This window comes from Plantactinospora sp. BC1, from assembly GCF_003030345.1.
Taxonomy (GTDB): domain Bacteria; phylum Actinomycetota; class Actinomycetes; order Mycobacteriales; family Micromonosporaceae; genus Plantactinospora.
On the sequence record NZ_CP028158.1, the window covers coordinates 688,827 to 706,013 of the forward strand.

Genomic DNA, 17,187 nt, shown 5'->3' on the forward strand with positions numbered 1-17,187 from the left:
TGGGCCCGGCGCCCCAACCGCCGACCATCGGGGCGCCGGGCGGCTGTCAGTGCAGCGTCACCTCGGCGACGAGCTGCCGGCGGTGGTCCACCCGCCGCTCGGGGCCGGTCAGCTTGACTGGGACGGTGTGCCGGTGGTCGTCGCTGGAGGCGGAGAGCCGCAGCTCCAGGTCGCCGGGCTCGACCACCCGGTGGCCGCGCCGACCGGTGAACGAGGAGAGGTCGGCGTGCACCCGGAAGTCCACCTGCCGGGTCTGGCCCGGTTCCAGCGGCACCCGGGCGTAGCCGATCAGTCGGACCACCGGGCGGTTGACCTGGGCGACCGGGTCGTGCAGGTAGAGCTGCACCAGCTCGGTGCCGGCCCGGTCGCCGTCGTTGCGGACCGAGACCGAGACGGTGACGCTCCCGTCGGTGGGCACCTCCACCGGCCGGTCCGCGACCGGTGCCGCACCCTCCACCCGCACCTCGGGCCAACTGAACGCCGTGTACGACAGGCCGTGGCCGAACGGGAAGAGCGGGGTGGGGTCGACGCTGCTGACGTCGGTCTTCTGGCCCAGCTTCGGGTTGAGGTAGCTGTTGGGCTGGCCGCCCGGGGTGCGCGGGACGCTCACCGGCAGCCGGCCGGAGGGGTTGACCGAACCGCTGAGCACCCGGGCTACCGCCGGCCCGCCCTCCTCGCCGGGGAAGAACGCCTGCACCACCGCGGCGAGCCGGTCGATCGAGTCGCCGAGCGCGTAGGGGCGGCCGGCGAGCAGCACCAGCACCACCGGGGTTCCGGTCTCCAGCAGTGCGGCCAGCAGTTCCGCCTGGGCACCGGGCAGCCGCAGGTCGTCGCTGTCGCAGCCCTCGCCGGAGGTGCCCCGGCCGAAGAGTCCGGCCCGGTCACCGAGTACGGCCACGCAGACGTCGGCCTCGGCGGCGACCGCGGCGGCGGCGCTGATCGCGTCGGCGTCGAGTTCGGCGGAGCCGTCGACGGTGCTGCCGGGGGCGTACTTGATCGGGGTTTCGGGCAGCTCGGCCCGGAGCGCGGCCAGCAGGGTGGGGATCTCGACCCCCTCCGGCAGCTCCGGGTGCTGGCTGCCGACGTGGCTGGGGAAGGTGTAGCAGCCGAGCATCCCGGCGACGTCGTCGGCGAGCGGCCCGACCATGGCGATGCGGCTCTCCGGCCGGAGCGGCAGTGCCCCGGAGTTCGCCAGCAGCACCACCGACTCCTCGGCGATCGTCCGGGCCAGCGTCCGGTTGGCCGGCGGGTCGAGGTCGACGGAGCCCTCGACGACGCCGGGGATGTCGCCGTTGCTCCGCTCGGCGGTGCCGGCCAGTGCCGCCGGCAGCGGCGACCAGTCGGGGTCGAGGAGGCCGAGTTCGCACTTCTGCCGGAGGATCCGGGTCACCGCCCGGTCGACCAGGGACTCCGGCACGGCGCCGGCCCGGACCGCGTCGATCAACAGGTCGCCGTAGCAGTGCGCGGAGGGCAGTTCGACGTCCACCCCGGCGGTCAGCGCCAGCGCCGCGGCCTCGCTCAGGTCGCCCGCGACGTTGTGCAGCCGTTGCAGGAAGCTGATCCCGAAGTAGTCGGAGACGACGGTGCCGGTGAAGTCCCACTCGTCGCGGAGCAGCCGGGTGAGCAGCTCCGGGTCGGCGGCCGGCGGGATGCCGTCGATCTCGTTGTAGGCGTGCATCACCGATCTGGCACCGCCGTCCCGCAGCGCCATCTCGAAGGGCGGCAGGAGCACGTCGGCCAGCTCGCGGTGCCCGGCGCTGACCGGTCCGTGGTTGCGGCCGGCCCGGGAGGCCGAGTATCCGACGAGGTGCTTGAGGGTGGCGACCACGCCGGTGGACTCCAGGCCCCGGACGTACGCGGTGGCGATGGTGGCGACCAGGTAGGGGTCCTCGCCGATCGACTCCTCGCAGCGCCCCCAGCGCAGGTCCCGGATCACGTCGAGCACCGGGGCCAGCCCCTGGTGTACGCCGAGCGCCCGCATCGCCGACCCGATCTGCCCGGCCATCCGCTCGACCAGCTCGGGGTTGAAGGTCGCGCCCCAGGCCAGCGGCGTGGGATAGACGGTCGCCTTCCAGGTCATGATGCCGGTCAGGCACTCCTCGTGCGCGATGGCCGGGATGCCGAACCGGTTGGCGGCGACGATCTCCTCCTGCATCCGGGCCAGTGCCCGGGCGCCGAGGGCGGGGTCGACGGGCGCGGTGCCGAACGCCCGGGTGACCTGGCCGAGGCCGTTGCTGATCAGTGCGCGCCAGTCCGGGGCCTCGCTGGTCATCTCGTGCTGGTGCGGCGCCAGGTCCTCGCCGGTGGAGTCGCCACCGACCCAGACGCCGTACAGTTGGGCTGCCTTCTCTTCCAGCGTCAGCCGGGCGAGCAGGTCCTCCACCCGCCGCGCGACGGGCAGCCGCGAGTCCTGCCAGCCGGGCAGGGTGTCGGGAGCGGGGCTGTCGCTGGGCGCTGCGTCGTCCGCCGGGACGGTCGCGGTCGCGGTGAGCTGTCCGTCGTGTGGATGCCCATCGTGCACCCCCGTCACCTCAAGCCGCTCGACTTCGGTGGTTGTCCGACTGGTGTCGGCGGCATTGCGGTTGCTGCTCACGAGCAGCCTCCTGTCGCTTGTTGCTGGCCTCTTCCGGAGCCGCCGCACGTCGAAGTGAGGTTTGGACGCGGGCGCACACGTACTTCCGACATGTTTCCGGAAAGTCCGGCCCGCGTCGAGAGGGTACTTAGGCCGAAAGTAGCTCGCAAGCCTCCGGAGGGCGCAAGCCTTGACCGTTTGTTCACCACGTCGTAGCGTGCGCCGCATCACGGCGAATTATCGGGCCGGCACCGAAAGTTTGCGGATGCTTCGGCTCGGGCCCGGCGCGGGAGACGTCCGGCCGCCCCGAGCGGCGCAGGTCCGCGACGGCGGCGTGAAAAGGGACGAGGACTCGTGCGACGACCCGGGACCACCGAAACGGTAGCCCACCGGCCGGGCGGGGGTCGGCGAAAGTGATGGTCATCTCCGGTTTACCGGGTGTGGGTCGGCAGGTGTGCGGCTCCGGTTGTGACCGGCGGCCGGGCGTCGGCCGTCGGCCCCGCGACACCCCGGGTCGGGGCGTGGTCACACCCGGATGACGTGGCGGGCGGGGGAGCCCGCCGAGGACGCGGGCGGGTCGGCCGGGCGGGGACCGGCTCGCCCGCCCTCGGCGGAGCTGATCTAGACCGCGCCCGGCCCCGGTGTTACATTGACACGTGTCTCTGTCTCGTCGGGCGGCCGTGCCCACGGAAGAGTGGTCCCTGGAGGTGCGGCATGCGGAGTAGTCGGCTTCTCGTCACGGGTGCGGCGCTCGCCGTCGTACTCGGCGGCGCCGGGTTCGCCGTCGCCGACACGACCTCGGCGCCGGGCGACGGGGCGGGGGTGCTGGCGGCCGGAGACTTCGACTTCAGCCGCCCGGAGACCGTCGCCACCAACCTCCAGGCGCCCTGGGGGATGGCCTTCCTGCCCGACGGCAGCGCACTGGTCGCCGAGCGGGACACCGCCCGGGTCGTGCAGATCCGCCCGGGGCAGAGCCCGCAGCAGGTCGCCACCATCTCCGGCGTCTCGCCCGGCGGCGAGGCCGGGCTGCTCGGCCTGGCCGTCTCGCCGACCTACGCCAGCGACCGCTACGTCTACGCCTACTTCACCTCTTCCAGCGACAACCGCATCGTCCGGTTCCGGCTCGACGCGCCGCAGACCCAGACGCCGATCCTCACCGGACTGGCCCGGGCCAACTTCCACGACGGCGGCCGGATCGCCTTCGGACCCGACGGCATGCTCTACGCCGGTGTCGGCGACGCGGGCCAGACCGCCAACTCGCAGAACCCGTCCAGCCGCAACGGCAAGATCCTGCGGATGCGCCCCGACGGCAGCGCCCCGCCGGACAACCCGACCGCCGGCTCGCTGGTCTACAGCCTCGGGCACCGCAACGTGCAGGGGCTCGCCTGGGACGCCCAGGGCCGGCTCTACGCCAGCGAGTTCGGGCAGAACACCTGGGACGAGGTCAACTACATCGTGCCCGGCGGCAACTACGGCTGGCCGACGGTGGAGGGGCAGGGCAACGACCCCCGGTTCCGCAACCCGATCGTCACCTGGACCACCGCCGAGGCGTCGCCGAGCGGTGCCACCATCGACGGCAACATGCTCTTCGTCGCCGCGCTGCGCGGTACCCGGCTCTGGCAGGTACCGCTGAACGGCAGCGGCGGGGTCAGCGGCAGCCCGATCGCCCGGCTCACCGGCCAGTACGGCCGGCTGCGTACCGTCGAACGCGCCCCCGACGGCTCGCTCTGGGTGGCCACCAGCAACCGGGACGGCCGGGGCTCGCCGGCCGCCACCGACGACCGGATCCTGCGCTTCCTGCCGGTCGGCACCACCCCGACGCCCACCGCGACCACCCGGCCGCCCACCTCCTCGCCGACCCCGAGCCTCCCGCCGACGGTCCCGCCGACCAGCACCCCGCCGGGCAGTGGTGCCTGCACCGCGACCTACCGGCAGGTCAACCAGTGGCAGAGCGGCTTCCAGGGCGAGGTGACGGTCCGCAACAACGGCACCAGCACGCTGAACGGCTGGACCGTGCGCTGGACCTTCGCCAACGGGCAGACGATCAGCCAGCTCTGGAACGGCACGCTGACCGCGAGCGGATCGTCGGTCACGGTCCGCAACGTCGGCTGGAACGGCACGCTCGGCGCCAACGGCTCGGCCACGTTCGGCTTCCAGGGCTCGTGGACCGGGACCAACACCCCGCCGAGCGACCTCGCCTGCACCAGCCCCTGAGTCCGACGCCGCCTGCACCAGCCCCTGAGTCCGACCTCGCCTGCACCAGCCCCTGAGTCCGACGCCGCCACCGGGCAGGGCCGGCCGGGATGCCGGCACCTGCCCGGGCGGGTGCTCAGCCCCGGGCGGGATCAGCCGTCGGCACCGGCACGAGTTCCGGACGCGGCGCCCTGATCGGGGTCAGCACGGCGACTGCGGCGATGCCGAGGCAGGTCAGGCCGGCGGCGAGGCAGACGGCGGCGGTGCCGTACCGGGCAACCGCCCCGGTCAGCACCGCCGCGCCGAGCGGGCCGAGCGCGGAGTGCAGGGTCCAGAACGCCGACGTCACCCGGCCGAGCAGGTGCTCGGGGGTGACCTGCTGGCGCAGCGACATCGAGCAGATCCCGGCGAGGCTGGTCCCGAACGTGTAGGCGGCCACCAGCAGCGCCAGTGCCGGTACGTCCCGGGTCAGTCCGGCACCGGCGACGGCGAGCCCGCTGACCGCGTACGCCCCGATCCAGCACGCGCCGAAGCCGAGTGACCGGCGGACCGGCGCGACCAGCAGCGCGGCCACGATCGTGCCCCCGGCTGCGGCGGCGAGGACCTGCCCGACGGTGCCGTCGGGGCGGCCGAGGTCGTGCTTGACGTGGTAGATGAAGACGTCGGTCAGCCCGATGGTGAGGAAGGTCAGGAACGACAGCAGGACGGTCAACGTCCGCAGCACCGGATGCCGCCAGAGGAACCGGACCCCGACCAGCAGCCCGGACCAGCCGGAACGGCCACCCCGGACGCTCGGGGCCGGCGCGCTGCGGAGCCGGACGAGGCAGAGGCCGAGCGCGGAGAGCGCGAAGGTGCCGGCGTCGACGGCGAGCGCGGCGGTCGGCCCGACGGCCGAGGAGAGCAGCCCGGCCAGCATCGGCCCGACGATCCCGGCCGCCGCGTAGGTCGCGTAGAGCTGGCCGTTCGCCCGGGTGATCCACTCCGGGCCGACCAGCGCCGGCACGGCGGCGACGTAGCCGACCTGGAAGACCATCCCGGCGGCGGCGCAGGCCGGCGCCACCAGGTAGAGCAACCAGAGCTGCGGCGCGAAGAGCCAGGTGACCGGGATGCTGGCGTATCCGGCGGCCCGGAACAGGTCGCAGCCGAGCAGCAGGAGCCGCCGGTCGACCCGGTCGACCAGATAGCCGGCGAAGATGCCGGCGAGCACCGACGCCGCCCCGACCAGTCCGGTCAGCAGCCCCATCCGGGCCACCGAGCCGGTCGCGTGCAGCACCAGCAGCGGTACGGCGAGCAGCGAGAACGAGTCACCCAGCGCGGAGAGCGCCTGCCCGGCCCAGAAGAGCGGGAAGTCCCGGCTGCGCCAGAGCGTGCCGGCGTCCGGTCTCGCCGCCTTCACCTGCCGGAACTGGCCGACCGGGACAGTACCCGGAGGGTGTCGACGATCCACTCCTCGGCCCGGTCCCGGGTGATGCCGAGGTCGACGAGGATCCGGGCGCCCGGCTCGATGTCGACGGCGAGCAGGCCGAGCAGGAGGTGTTCGGTGCCCACGTAGTTGTGGCCGAGCCGCAGCGCCTCGGCGAAGACGCGGTCCCGGACCCGCTTGGCGCCGGGGGAGAAGGGCAGGTGTTGCGCGGTCTCCGCCGGCCCGGTCGGTTCGGTGGACTCCGCTGATGTGCGTGTGCTGGCGTGGACGGCGGCCCGGACCGCCTCGGCGGAGACGCCGAGCGCACTGATCGCCCGGCCGGCCAGGCCGTCCGGCTCGTGCAGGATGCCGAGCAGCAGGTGTTCGGTGCCGACCTCGGGGCTGCCGGCGCCGCGCGCCTCCGCCTGGGCCTCGGTCAGGACGTGCCGGGCCCGGTCGGTGAACCGGGCGAGGACGCCGGCCGGGACCGGCTCGTCCAGCTCCGAGCGGCGGGTCACGAAGCGCTTCTGCACGGCCTGCTTGGTCACACCCATGCTCTGGCCGATTTCGGTCCAGGAGGCACCGGCGCGGCGGGCCTGGTCGACGAAGTGTCCGATCAGGTGGTCGGCGAGGTCGCCGAGGTAGTCACCGACCAGTACCGCGTCGGTGAGCCGTTCCAGGGCGTCCCCGCTGGGGTGCTGGCGGCGGACGTACTCGATGAGGTCGTCGAGGCGTACCGGTAGTCGCTCCATGCGTCAACCCTAGGTTGACGATGGCTAGCCGTCAACCGGCGGTTGACTCCGGGGCGGCCCGGCTCAGGCCGGTACGGCCGAATGGCGGCCCCGCCCGGCGGCCGCCTCCCGCATGCCCCGCACGGCGAGCTGGTCCGCCCGCTCGTTCTCCGGATGCCCGGCGTGCCCCTTCACCCAGTGCCACCGCACCTGGTGGCGGGCGGCGGCAGCCTCCAGCCGCTGCCACAGGTCGGCGTTCTTGACGGGCTGCTTCGCGGCGGTCTGCCAACCGTTGCGCTTCCAGTTCGGCAGCCACTTGGTGATGCCGTCCCGGACGTACGTGCTGTCGACGTAGATCTGCACCGTCACCGGGCGGGTCAGGCTCTCCAGCGCCCGGATCGCCGCCATCAGCTCCATCCGGTTGTTGGTGGTGGCCGCCGCCTCCCCGCCGAGAAGCTCCTTCTCCACCGTGCCGTACCGCAGCACGGCGCCCCAGCCGCCCGGACCGGGATTGCCACTGCACGCACCGTCGGTGTAGATCTGCACGACCTGCTCTGTCACCGGGGCAACATACCCTGCCCGGTCAGCCGAAGAGGGCGCTGACCGACTCCCCGTTGTGGATCCGGCGCATCGCCTCGGCCAGCGCCGGGGCGACCGAGAGCACCGTCAGCTTGTCGGTGTGGTCCGCCGCCGGGATCGGCACCGTGTTGGTGCAGACGATCTCGGCGATCTCCGGCTCGGCGGAGAGCCGACGCAGTGCCGCCGAGGCGAAGAGCCCGTGCGTGCAGGCCACCCGTACGCTGCGCACCTTCTGCTCGCGCAGCCGGTCGAGCAGCTCGAAGACCGTACTGCCCTTGGCGATCTCGTCGTCGAGCACGATGACGTCCCGGTCGACCACGTCGCCGATCACCGCACTGATCACCACCTTGTCGTCGGAGAACCGCTGCTTGGCCCCGGCCGCCACCGGCACCTTCAGCATCCGGGCGAACGCCGCCGCCTGCTTGGCGTTGCCCAGGTCCGGCGAGACCACCACCGTGTCGGTCAGGTCGTAGCCCCGGAAGTGCGTCGCCAGCTCGCGCAGCGCGTGCAGGTGGTCGACCGGGATGCTGAAGAAGCCGTGCACCTGCGGCGAGTGCAGGGTGATCGCCAGGATCCGGCTGGCACCGGCCGTGGTGAGCAGGTCGGCGACCAGCCGCCCGCCGATCGAGATCCGCGGGGCGTCCTTCTTGTCGCTGCGGGCGTAGGCGTAGTGCGGCATCACCACCGTGATCCGGCCGGCCGAGGCGCCCCGGGCCGCGTCCAGCATCAGCAACAGCTCCACCAGGTGCTCCTGCACCGGCGGCACCAGCGGCTGGATCAGGAAGACGTCCCGCTCCCGGCAGTTCGCCTGCAACTGCACCTCCAGGCAGTCGTTGGCGAACCGGGAGATCCGGGTCGGGAGCAGGGGAACGCCGAGGTGGTGGCAGATCTCGGTGGCCAACTCGGGATGGGCACTGCCGCTGAAGACCGCGATGTCGCGCACCCGGCAGAGTCTAGTGAACGCCACCCCGCCGGCCGGTGTCCCGGCCCGGAGCGCCGCGACCGCGTCGCCGGGGACGTCCGCGCACCGCCCGCCGGTTCACCGGCTGCCGGGTTGACGGTGGTGTGCCGGTGTTGACAGCGGTGTGCCGGCGTTGTCGCTTTGATCAGCGACCCCGATTCTCCGCCCGATCGAGTTCCGTCGACGGATGCCGAGGGTAAGGCGCGATCATTTCGCGCCGGCAACGATCACTTCGCGGCCGGCCTCGACCACGTCCGAGCAGAGGGGGAACGAGATGGCTCTCACCCGACGCGGCTTCCTCGAGGCGTCCGCCGTGACCGCATTCGGTGCACTGTGGACGCCGGGGGAGCGGCCGGCACCGCCGGACTTCCCGGCCGACGTACCCGTGCAGCGCGAGGCGTACCGCAACTGGGCCGGTGAGATCCAGGCGGACGGCGTCTGGACCTGCGCCCCCCGGACGGCCGCCGACGTGGTGACGGTGACAAACTGGGCGTACCGGCACGGCTACCTCGTCCGGGCCCGTGGCTACCGGCACACCTGGGCACCGCTGACCCTCCCGGCCGACGGTACCGCCGACCGGACGATCCTGGTGGACACCACCCGGCACCTGACCTCGATGACCGTGCTCTCCACCGCACCCGAGGCGGCGGTACGCGTCCAGGCCGGCGCCTCGATGGACGACCTCCTCGCCTTCCTCGAGGAACACGGGCTCGGCGTCACCAACACCCCCGCCCCGGGCGACCTGAGCGTCGGCGGGGTACTCGCGATCAACGGCCACGGCACCAGCGTGCCGGCCGACGGCGAGACCCGAACCCCCGGGCACAGCTACGGGTCGCTGAGCAACCTGATCCTCTCGCTCACCGCCGTGGTCTGGGACGCGGCGACCGGCGGGTACGCGCTGCGCACCTTCGACCGGGCCGACCCGGAGTGCGCGGCGCTGCTCACCCACGTCGGCCGGGCGTTCGTCACCGAGGTGACGCTGCGGGTCGGAGCCAACCAGAACCTCCGGTGCGTCAGCCGGGTCGACATCCCCGCCTCGGAACTCTTCGCCGCACCGGGCACCGGCGGCCGTACCCTGGCCAGCCACGTCGCGGCGGCCGGCCGGGTCGAGGCGATCTGGTTCGCCTTCACCGACAACCCCTGGCTGAAGGTCTGGAGCGTCAGCCCGACCCGACCGCTGACCTCCCGCCCGGTGGTCACCCCGTACAACTACGTCTTCTCCGACAACGTCCCCGAGCCGGTCTCGGAACTGGCCGAGCAACTGCTGAACGGGGCGTGGGCGCTGGCCCCGACCTTCGGGCAGGTGCAGTACACCACCGCCGCCGCCGGGCTGACCGGCACGCTCGCCACCGACCTGTGGGGACCGTCGAAGAACCTGCTGCTCTACGTCAAGCCGACCACGCTGCGGGAGACCGCCAACGGGTACGCGGTGCACACCGCCCGGGGCTCCATCCAGCGGGTGGTGCACGAGTTCGCCCGGTTCTACCAGCGGCAGTTGGCCGCGTACCAGGCCCGGGGCGAGTTCCCGGTGACCGGCCAGGTGGAGATCCGGGTCGCCGGGGTCGACCGGGCCGCCGACGTGGGCGTACCCGGGGCGGAGCCGCCGGCACTCTCCGCGGCCCGGCCCCGGGCCGACCACCCGGAGTGGGACAGCGTGGTCTGGTTCGACGTGCTCACCTTCCCGACCGCGCCCCGGGCACACGCCTTCTACCGCGAGATGGAGACCTTCTTCTTCACCAACTACACCGGCTCGTACGCCGGCTGCCGGGTCGAGTGGTCCAAGGGCTGGGGCTACACCGACTCCGCCGCCTGGGCCGATCCGACCATGCTGACCCGGACCGTGCCGGACTCCTACCGGCACGCGCCCGACCCGACCTGGGACGCGGCGGTGGCGGAGCTGAACTCCCACGACCCGCACCGGGTGTTCAGCAACGCCTTCCTCGACGTGCTGCTGCCCGGCACACCGTGACCCGGTCGCCGGGGCGCCGAGGTCGACGACCTGCGCCCTGAGCGAACAGGGCTGGCCCGGGCCGCCGCGCCGTGCGGGAATGGAATCGGCATCGGTGCGGCCGACCGGGGGAGGAACCGGATGCGTGGTGGTGCGGCGTACGACGAGATCGCCGACTGGTACGAGGCCGAGTTCCTGCCCCGGCACACCGGCAGCGACGAACTGGAGATCGACCGGAGCCTGCGGCTGCTGCTCGGCCCCGGCGACGGGCCCTGCCTGGAACTCGGCTGCGGCACGGGTGCGTACGCCGGCTCGATCCGCGCCCTCGGCCGGACCCCGGTCGGCGTCGACATCTCGGCCGGCATGCTCCGGTACGCCCGCGACCGGCTGCCGGTCGTCCGGGCCGACGCCGCCCGGCTGCCGGTCCGGGACGGTGCGCTGCCGGCCGTCGTCGCGGTGATGGTGCACACCGACATGCCGGGATATCCGGCGGTGCTCCGGGAGGCGGCCCGGGTGCTGGCCCCCGGCGGGACCTTCGTGCACGTCGGCGTCCACCCGTGTTTCTGCGGCGGGTTCGCCGACCGCACCGACGGCGACGCGATCCTGATCCGCCCCGGCTACCGGGACAGCGCCTGGACGAGGGAGTCCTGGACCGACCGGGGGATCCGGGACAAGGTCGGCGCGACGCACCATCCGCTGCCGGAGTTGCTGCACATGTTCCTGGACGCCGGGCTCACCTTCGAGCGGTTCGCCGAGGGCGGCGCGCCCACCCCGATCGTCCTCGCCGTCCGGGCCCGCCGGTCAGGCTGAGCCGGTCGCCGAACCGGTGCGCCCGGCGGCGCCGAGCTGCCGCAGCGCGGCGTCGTGCAGCGCCGGGGTCCCGGCGAACAGCGCCGATCCGGCGGCCGGTCGGGACCGCCCGTCGAATCCGCTGTACCGGCCACCGGCCTCGGTCACGATCAGGCTGGTGGCGGCGAAGTCCCAGACCTGTCCCCGGGTCTGCACGGCGAGGTCCAGTTCGCCGCGCGCCACCAGCAGCGCCGGGTGGGTGCGCCACGGGGTCGGCGAGGTGACCGCCAGCAGCGGGGCGATCATCTCGCGTTCGGCCGGGTAGACCTGCTCGTCCGGCGGTACCACCCCGAGCCGGCCGCCGGGCAGCGGATCGGTCGGGTCGGATCCGCCGGTGCGCAGCGGTCGTACCCCGGTCACCCCGGTCCCGGAGATCTCCGCCTGGTGGGCACCGGAACCCCGCCGGGCCCACCAGATCGTCCGCTGCGCCGGCACGGCGGCGACCCCGACGACGATCTCGCCCGCCTCCTCCAGCGCGACGAGCACCTGCCAGCGCTCGTCACCGGCGACGAACTGCGCCGTACCGTCGATCGGGTCGACGATCCAGCGCCGGGCGGCCTGCCCGGTCTGCCCGACCTCCTCGCCCAGGATCGCGTCGTCGGGCCGCGCCCCGGCGAGTACCTCCCGGACGGTGGCCTCGACGGCCCGGTCGGCCTCGGTCACCACGCTGCCGTCCGACTTCCGCTCCCGGTCGAGCCGGCCGAGGTCGGCGAAGTACCGGAGGGCGACGGCGGCGCCGGTCAGCGCGGCCCGCCGGGCAAGGAGAAGATCGTCTTCCACCGACCCATCCTCCCGGTCGACCGGGAGGATGGGCCGACCGGGGTCAGCGGTCGACCGGGGTCATCCGCAGGGCCAGGGCCGGGCACATCCGTACCGCCTTGCGGGCGCCCCCCTCCAGCCAGGTCGGCACCGGGGTGGACGGGAACGACGGGAAGCCGTTGGAGTCCAGCCGGACGAACTCCGGCACCACGCTGGCGCAGAGCCCGTGCCCGTCACAGCGCGACCAGTCCACCACCAGCTTCGAGGTCGGGGCGTCGGCCGCGTTGGGCAGCCCGAGGAGGCCCTTCACCTTCTTGCCGCAGGTGCCCCGCGCGGCGTGCGCCTCCAGGTCCTCGGTGAAGATCTCCAGCGCCGAGGTGGCGAACCGGGCCGTGCCGTCGGGGTGGCTGCACGCGCCGCGACCCTTCACCGCACCGGCCGCCGCCCGGACCACCTCGGCGGCGGCGCTGCCACCGACGATCAGGTCCAGCGAGCGGGCCAGGTCCGGCAGGCCGAGTCGGCACGGCCCGCACTGCCCGGCCGACTCGCCGGCCAGGTAGGTGACGACCTGGGCGGCCTCGCCGAGCGGGCAGACCTCGGCGCTCAGCGGCATGATGATGCCGGCGCCGAGCGCGCCGCCGACCTTGGCGAAACCGGCCCGGGAGACCTCGGCGGTGGCGGCACCCTCGGCGCTGATCCACTTGCCGTGGTAACCGCCGGTGAGCACACCCGGCCCCTCCGGCGTCTCGCAGAGTTCCAGCACGTCCCGCAGCGGGATGCCGGTCGGGCACTCCACCACGGCAGGTCGCCCGGCGGCCCCGGTCACGGTGAGCAGCACCGTGCCGGGCTCGTCGGCGGTGCCGACCGTGCCGTACTCGTACGGGCCGAGGCGGGCGGCCAGGGCGAGCTGGGCGTACGTCTCGGCGTTGGAGAGCAGCGTCGGCAGCCCGCCCACCCCGGTGTCGCTGGCCCGTACCTTGCGCCCCGGCGGGATGTGCGCCTCGCCGTTGATCCCGCGCACCAGGGCGCCACCCTCGCCGGAGATGAACCGGTGCGGCACGGTGACGATGCCGGTGCGTACCGGCATCCGGCGCTCGGCCAGCGCGGCGGTCAGCGACGCCTCACCGATGCCGTCGTCGGCGACCCCGATGACGATCTCGTCGGCGTCCAGCGCGTAGGCGGCGATCGCGGCCCCGTCGAGGATCAGGTGCGGCGCGCGGGTGAGCAGCGCCTTGTCCTTCCAGGCGCCCGGCTCGCCCTCGGTCGCGTTCACCACCACCACGGTCGGCAGGTCCTGCCGGTCCGCCGACTCCAGTACCGCCCGGAACTTGCGGGCGAACGGGAAGCCGGCGCCGCCCTTGCCCTTGAGTTCGATCCCCTCGACGAGTCGGAGCAGGCCCTTGGGGGAGAGCGGGTTGACGGCACCGTGCACCATCTCGTGCGCGGTCAGGTCGAGCCGGCCGAACTCGTCGAAGCCGGCGGTGAGCCGGGGTTCGCCGAAGCAGGCGACCGGGGGTACGGCGGTCAGACTCACCGCGCTTCACCTTTCAGACTGGTCCAGTACGCGCCCTCCTCGGCCGCCTCGTCCGGGTCGTCCCGACGCCGGGAGGACCGGCCGGACGGCTCGTCGGACCTGCGGGACCGGCGGGTGGCGAGGTCGATCAGGGCAGGCTTCTCGTCGTCGTCATCGTCGTCGTCCGCCCGGGCGACGAGATTCGGCTCGTACCGGGCGGCCCGGCCCCACTCCGCGGTGCTCTCCTCGGCGTCGTCGGCGCCGCGGGCGCGGCTGTGCCGTCCGGAGCGGTCGTCCGGTTCCTCGTCGGCGGCCCGCCGTCGCCGGCCGGCCCGGGTGGCACCGCTCGGCGTCGGCTCGTCGTCGGGCTCGCGCCAGGAGCGCCGTCCCGACCCGTCGGTGTCCCGTCGGGACCGCCGGCTCTCGCCGGGCTCGTCACCGGCCGAGGTGTCGTCCCAGGCGCGTGGCGGGCGGTACATCGCGTCGTCCTCGCCGCCCCGTGGCCGATCCCACGGGTCGCCCGGCTCGTCGCCGGCCGCCCAGCGTCGGGGGCTGTCCCAGGGCAGTTCGGCGTCGCTGAACGCGTCGCCCTGGTCCCGGCCGCCCGACATGCTGCCCGGCGGCGGCACCTCGGGTACGGCGAAGCGGTCGGAGCGGCTGCGGGGGGCGTACGTGCTGTCGAGTTCTCCGGCCCGGGCCCAGGCGTCGATCGCCGACTCCGAGCCGCCGCGCAGGTCGGAGAGGCTCTCCCGGCGACGCCGGCCACCGCCCTGGGTGTCGTCCGGCCGGCCGCCGTAGGTGTCCCGCTCGTCGCGGCCGGCCCGGCCCGCCGGCTGGCCGCGCCGCCCGCTCACGGCGTCCGAGTCGTCCCAGCGGTTGCCCCGGCCGCCGCCGCGCCGGCCGGCGAGGGTGTCGTCCTCCCACCGGCTGCGCCGGCTCCGGCCGCCCTCCCGAGCGGGGGAGTTGGCCCGGCTGGCCCGGATCTCGTCGGCGGTGCGCCGCTTGGCCGGCGCCATCGAGCTGGTCCGGCCGACCGGACCCGGCTTGCCCGGCCTGCCGGCCCGTCCCGGCTTGCCCGCCCGGCCGACCGGGGAGAGCGCGCCGGTGGTCTGGCCCAGTTCCGCCCGCTTGCGACCCAGCGACACGGAGAGTCGGACACCCAGCAGCGCCAGTACGAGAGCCACGCAGAGCAGATAACTCAGGGTGACCCAGGTGGCCGCGGCCCGGCCGGCCTGGAGGCCGTGCACCAGCGCGATCGGCCAGGCGGCGTACGAGATGCTGTGCAGGGTCCGCCAGAGCCACGGCTTGCCGACCCCGGCGAACCGGGCCCGGACCAGTCCGGTCCAGAGCACCGCCACCATCATCGCCCCGGCCACGGTGCCCAGCCCGACGTAGACGTCGGCACCGTTGACGAAGGGCAGCAGCGCCTTGTCAGGGCTGATGTGACCGGCCGCGATCTTGGTCAACACGTGCAGCACCAGGGCGAAGACCGCGATGATGCCGAGGGACCGGTGGGCCGACTGGAGCAGCACCCGGTGCCGGATCAGCAGGACGATCCGGTCGGTCGCCACCAGACCGACCATCACGGTCAGGCTCAACGCGACCAGGGTGGCCGGTCCGGCGAAGAACGCCATGTAGACGAACATGTAGGCGTTGATCAGCCCACCGATCGGGCTCAGCATCGCCGCCGCCCAGAGCACCGCCAGGGCCGAGACGACGAGCAGGGCCACCGCACCCTGCGGCTTGGGTGTGCTGCCCCGGCTGGTGAAGCTCATGGGGACGCTGGCACGCTGAATCTGTCTCGTCCGGGCCATCTGCTCCTCGATCTTCCGCCTCGGCGCCCACCACCGCGCCCCGCCTGCCCACCCGTCGCGTGACGGGCACGGCCGCCTATTGTGCCCCGCCCCGATCACGCCACTTTGGGCGGAGTCGTACCGCCGCGCGTCGCTCGACGGCGGTCCGACCCCCATCAGGTACGGGAAAACGGGCCGGGGGGATGAGTCCCGTGCCGATTATGTTTCACGATCGGTGGAGTTGGCTGCCCCCGGGGGGTGGGCAATCCGGGGTCAACCGGTGAAGAGCTTCGCCGCGGTGATGACGGTCTGTACGACGCCGTACCCGAGGAGTGCCGCGACCAGCAGCCACGAGATCCAGAGTCGGCCGGACTGGTTCTTCGGTTGCCCGGTCATCGGGTGCTGCTCCTCTCGGTGCCGGTCGCGTCGGCGGCCGTCGCGGCGGGGGTGGTGGGGTCGGGGCGCTCGCCCTCCGTCGGCTCCGGAACGGGTGCGTCCGTCGTCCGGGCCGGCTCGTGGAAGCGGTCCGGCACCGGCCGGATCAGCAGGTTCGCCACGAACCCGATGGCCAGTACGCCGACCATGGTGAACAGTGCGGGCTGGTAGGCGGCGGCGGTGAGCGTACCGGGCTTGCCCTGTGCGTCGAGGAAGCCGTTGATGATCAGGGGACCGGCGATACCCGCCGCCGACCAGGCGGTCAGCAGCCGGCCGTGGATGGCGCCGACCTGGTAGGTGCCGAAGAGGTCCCGCAGGTAGGCCGGCACGGTGGCGAAGCCGCCGCCGTAGAAGGAGAGGATGACGCAGGCCAGCAGGACGAAGAGTGCGGTCGCGGTGGAGCCGACCAGGGCGAGCAGGGCGTAGAGCACCATGCCGACGCCGAGGTAGACCATGTAGATCGGCTTGCGCCCGATCACGTCCGAGGTGGACGACCAGGCGAACCGGCCGGCCATGTTGAACAGTGAGAGCAGTCCGACGAAGCCGCCGGCCGCCGCGATGGTGACGCTGGAGGTGCCGCCGTCCCGGAAGAAGTCCTGGATCATCGGGCTGGCCTGTTCCAGGATGCCGATCCCGGCGGTGACGTTGCAGAAGAGCGCGATCCAGAGCAGCCAGAACGAGCGGGTGCGGATCGCGTTCGACGCCGAGACGTTCGCCGTGGTCACCAGGGGCTTGGCGGCCACCGTACCCGGGTCGAAGCCGGCGGGGCGCCAGCCCGGCGCCGGGACCCGGACGTTGAAGACCCCGAACATCATGATGGCGAAGTAGCCGATGCCGAGGGTGACGAAGAGCCCGACCAGGGCGCCGCCGGAGGCGACCGAGGCGGAGTTGGCCGGGTCGTAGCCGGGGTCGTAGAGCGAGAGCAGTTGCCGGCTCAGCGGGCTGGCCAGCATCGCGCCGCCGCCGAAGCCCATGATCGCCAGGCCGGTGGCCAGGCCGGGACGGTCCGGGAACCACTTGATCAGCGTGGAGACCGGCGAGATGTACCCGATGCCGAGGCCGATCCCGCCGAGGAAGCCGTAGCCCAGGTAGACCAGCCAGAGCTGCCCGGTCGCGATCCCCAGCGCACCGACCAGGAAGCCGGCGGCCCAGAAGGAGGCCGAGACGAACATCGCCTTGCGGGGGCCGTTCGACTCCACCCAGGTGCCGCCGAGCGCTGCCGAGAGGCCGAGCATCACGATGGCGATGCTGAAGATGACCCCGATCGCGGTCTGGCTCGCGTCGAAGTGCGCGATCAGCGAGTTCTTGTAGACGCTCGTCGCGTACGCCTGACCGATGCAGAGGTGCACCGAGAGGGCCGCCGGAGGTATCAGCCAGCGACTGTATCCCGGTGGAGCGACGGTGTGCTGGTGGTCGAGTGCGGTCATCAGCGACACGACGTACCTCGTTTGC

The 17,187-nt window shown here is 73.3% G+C and carries 13 protein-coding genes; 3 read left to right on the forward strand and 10 right to left on the reverse strand.

Annotation, left to right across the window (positions count from 1 at the left end):
* Positions 1 to 46 precede the first annotated feature (46 nt).
* Complete coding sequence (locus C6361_RS02790) at positions 47 to 2,593, reverse strand: beta-glucosidase (protein ID WP_234359291.1); 2,547 nt, start codon at positions 2,591 to 2,593, stop codon at positions 47 to 49.
* Between the two features lie 693 nt (positions 2,594 to 3,286).
* Between C6361_RS02790 and C6361_RS02795 the strand changes: the two genes are divergently transcribed.
* Positions 3,287 to 4,786: a PQQ-dependent sugar dehydrogenase gene (locus C6361_RS02795; RefSeq protein WP_107266658.1), complete on the forward strand. Its 1,500-nt coding sequence runs from the start codon at positions 3,287 to 3,289 to the stop codon at positions 4,784 to 4,786.
* Positions 4,787 to 4,901: 115 nt separating this feature from the next.
* Here the strand turns inward: C6361_RS02795 and C6361_RS02800 are convergent, their stop codons facing one another.
* The 4 genes from C6361_RS02800 to C6361_RS02815 all read right to left on the reverse strand — a co-directional run bounded on the left by C6361_RS02800 (position 4,902) and on the right by C6361_RS02815 (position 8,420).
* Complete coding sequence (locus C6361_RS02800) at positions 4,902 to 6,161, reverse strand: MFS transporter (protein WP_107266659.1); 1,260 nt, start codon at positions 6,159 to 6,161, stop codon at positions 4,902 to 4,904.
* Entirely contained in the window at positions 6,158 to 6,919 is a 762-nt protein-coding gene (locus C6361_RS02805) for a Clp protease N-terminal domain-containing protein (RefSeq protein WP_107266660.1), read from the reverse strand. The genes C6361_RS02800 and C6361_RS02805 overlap by 4 nt, the downstream gene beginning before the upstream one ends.
* 63 nt (positions 6,920 to 6,982) lie before the next feature.
* Positions 6,983 to 7,459 (reverse strand): ribonuclease HI, encoded by a 477-nt coding sequence (gene rnhA, locus C6361_RS02810; protein WP_107266661.1) that lies wholly within the window; start codon positions 7,457 to 7,459, stop codon positions 6,983 to 6,985.
* Positions 7,460 to 7,481: 22 nt separating this feature from the next.
* The gene (locus C6361_RS02815) at positions 7,482 to 8,420 is read right to left on the reverse strand and encodes a ribose-phosphate pyrophosphokinase (RefSeq protein ID WP_107266662.1); all 939 of its coding nucleotides are present in this window, start codon (positions 8,418 to 8,420) and stop codon (positions 7,482 to 7,484) included.
* Positions 8,421 to 8,712: 292 nt separating this feature from the next.
* Between C6361_RS02815 and C6361_RS02820 the strand changes: the two genes are divergently transcribed.
* Together C6361_RS02820 and C6361_RS02825 are read left to right on the forward strand one after the other, a co-directional pair.
* Complete coding sequence (locus C6361_RS02820) at positions 8,713 to 10,407, forward strand: cholesterol oxidase substrate-binding domain-containing protein (RefSeq protein WP_107266663.1); 1,695 nt, start codon at positions 8,713 to 8,715, stop codon at positions 10,405 to 10,407.
* A gap of 120 nt (positions 10,408 to 10,527) precedes the next feature.
* Positions 10,528 to 11,196, forward strand: a complete 669-nt coding sequence (locus tag C6361_RS02825) for a class I SAM-dependent methyltransferase (protein WP_107266664.1) — start codon at positions 10,528 to 10,530, stop codon at positions 11,194 to 11,196.
* Here C6361_RS02825 and C6361_RS02830 read toward each other — a convergent pair.
* The 5 genes from C6361_RS02830 to C6361_RS02845 form a co-directional block, all read right to left on the reverse strand.
* Positions 11,188 to 12,015: an inositol monophosphatase gene (locus tag C6361_RS02830; RefSeq protein WP_107266665.1), complete on the reverse strand. Its 828-nt coding sequence runs from the start codon at positions 12,013 to 12,015 to the stop codon at positions 11,188 to 11,190. The two genes, C6361_RS02825 and C6361_RS02830, sit on opposite strands and share 9 nt — an antisense overlap.
* Before the next feature lie 43 nt (positions 12,016 to 12,058).
* Positions 12,059 to 13,528 carry an NADH-quinone oxidoreductase subunit NuoF family protein gene (locus tag C6361_RS02835; protein WP_107259197.1) on the reverse strand — a complete coding sequence of 490 codons (1,470 nt, stop codon included), beginning with the start codon at positions 13,526 to 13,528 and terminating at the stop codon, positions 12,059 to 12,061.
* Positions 13,525 to 15,282, reverse strand: coding sequence for a hypothetical protein (locus C6361_RS02840; protein WP_107266666.1), 1,758 nt, complete (start codon positions 15,280 to 15,282; stop codon positions 13,525 to 13,527). The genes C6361_RS02835 and C6361_RS02840 overlap by 4 nt, the downstream gene beginning before the upstream one ends.
* A 291-nt stretch (positions 15,283 to 15,573) precedes the next feature.
* Positions 15,574 to 15,696, reverse strand: coding sequence for a hypothetical protein (locus C6361_RS38810; protein WP_255416204.1), 123 nt, complete (start codon positions 15,694 to 15,696; stop codon positions 15,574 to 15,576).
* A complete protein-coding gene (locus C6361_RS02845; RefSeq protein ID WP_107264081.1) occupies positions 15,693 to 17,165 on the reverse strand; it encodes an OFA family MFS transporter in 1,473 nt (490 codons plus the stop codon). Before C6361_RS02845 ends, C6361_RS38810 begins: the two co-directional genes overlap by 4 nt.
* Between the last annotated feature and the right edge of the window lie 22 nt (positions 17,166 to 17,187).

Excerpts from the sequence above, each read along its gene's own strand:
- C6361_RS02795 (WP_107266658.1), top strand. The coding sequence starts at position 3,287 with ATGCGGAGTAGTCGGCTTCTCGTCACGGGTGCGGCGCTCGCCGTCGTA.
- C6361_RS02805 (WP_107266660.1), bottom strand. The coding sequence starts at position 6,919 with ATGGAGCGACTACCGGTACGCCTCGACGACCTCATCGAGTACGTCCGC.
- C6361_RS02820 (WP_107266663.1), top strand. The coding sequence starts at position 8,713 with ATGGCTCTCACCCGACGCGGCTTCCTCGAGGCGTCCGCCGTGACCGCA.
- C6361_RS02825 (WP_107266664.1), top strand. The coding sequence starts at position 10,528 with ATGCGTGGTGGTGCGGCGTACGACGAGATCGCCGACTGGTACGAGGCC.
- C6361_RS02840 (WP_107266666.1), bottom strand. The coding sequence starts at position 15,282 with ATGAGCTTCACCAGCCGGGGCAGCACACCCAAGCCGCAGGGTGCGGTG.
- C6361_RS38810 (WP_255416204.1), bottom strand. The coding sequence starts at position 15,696 with ATGACCGGGCAACCGAAGAACCAGTCCGGCCGACTCTGGATCTCGTGG.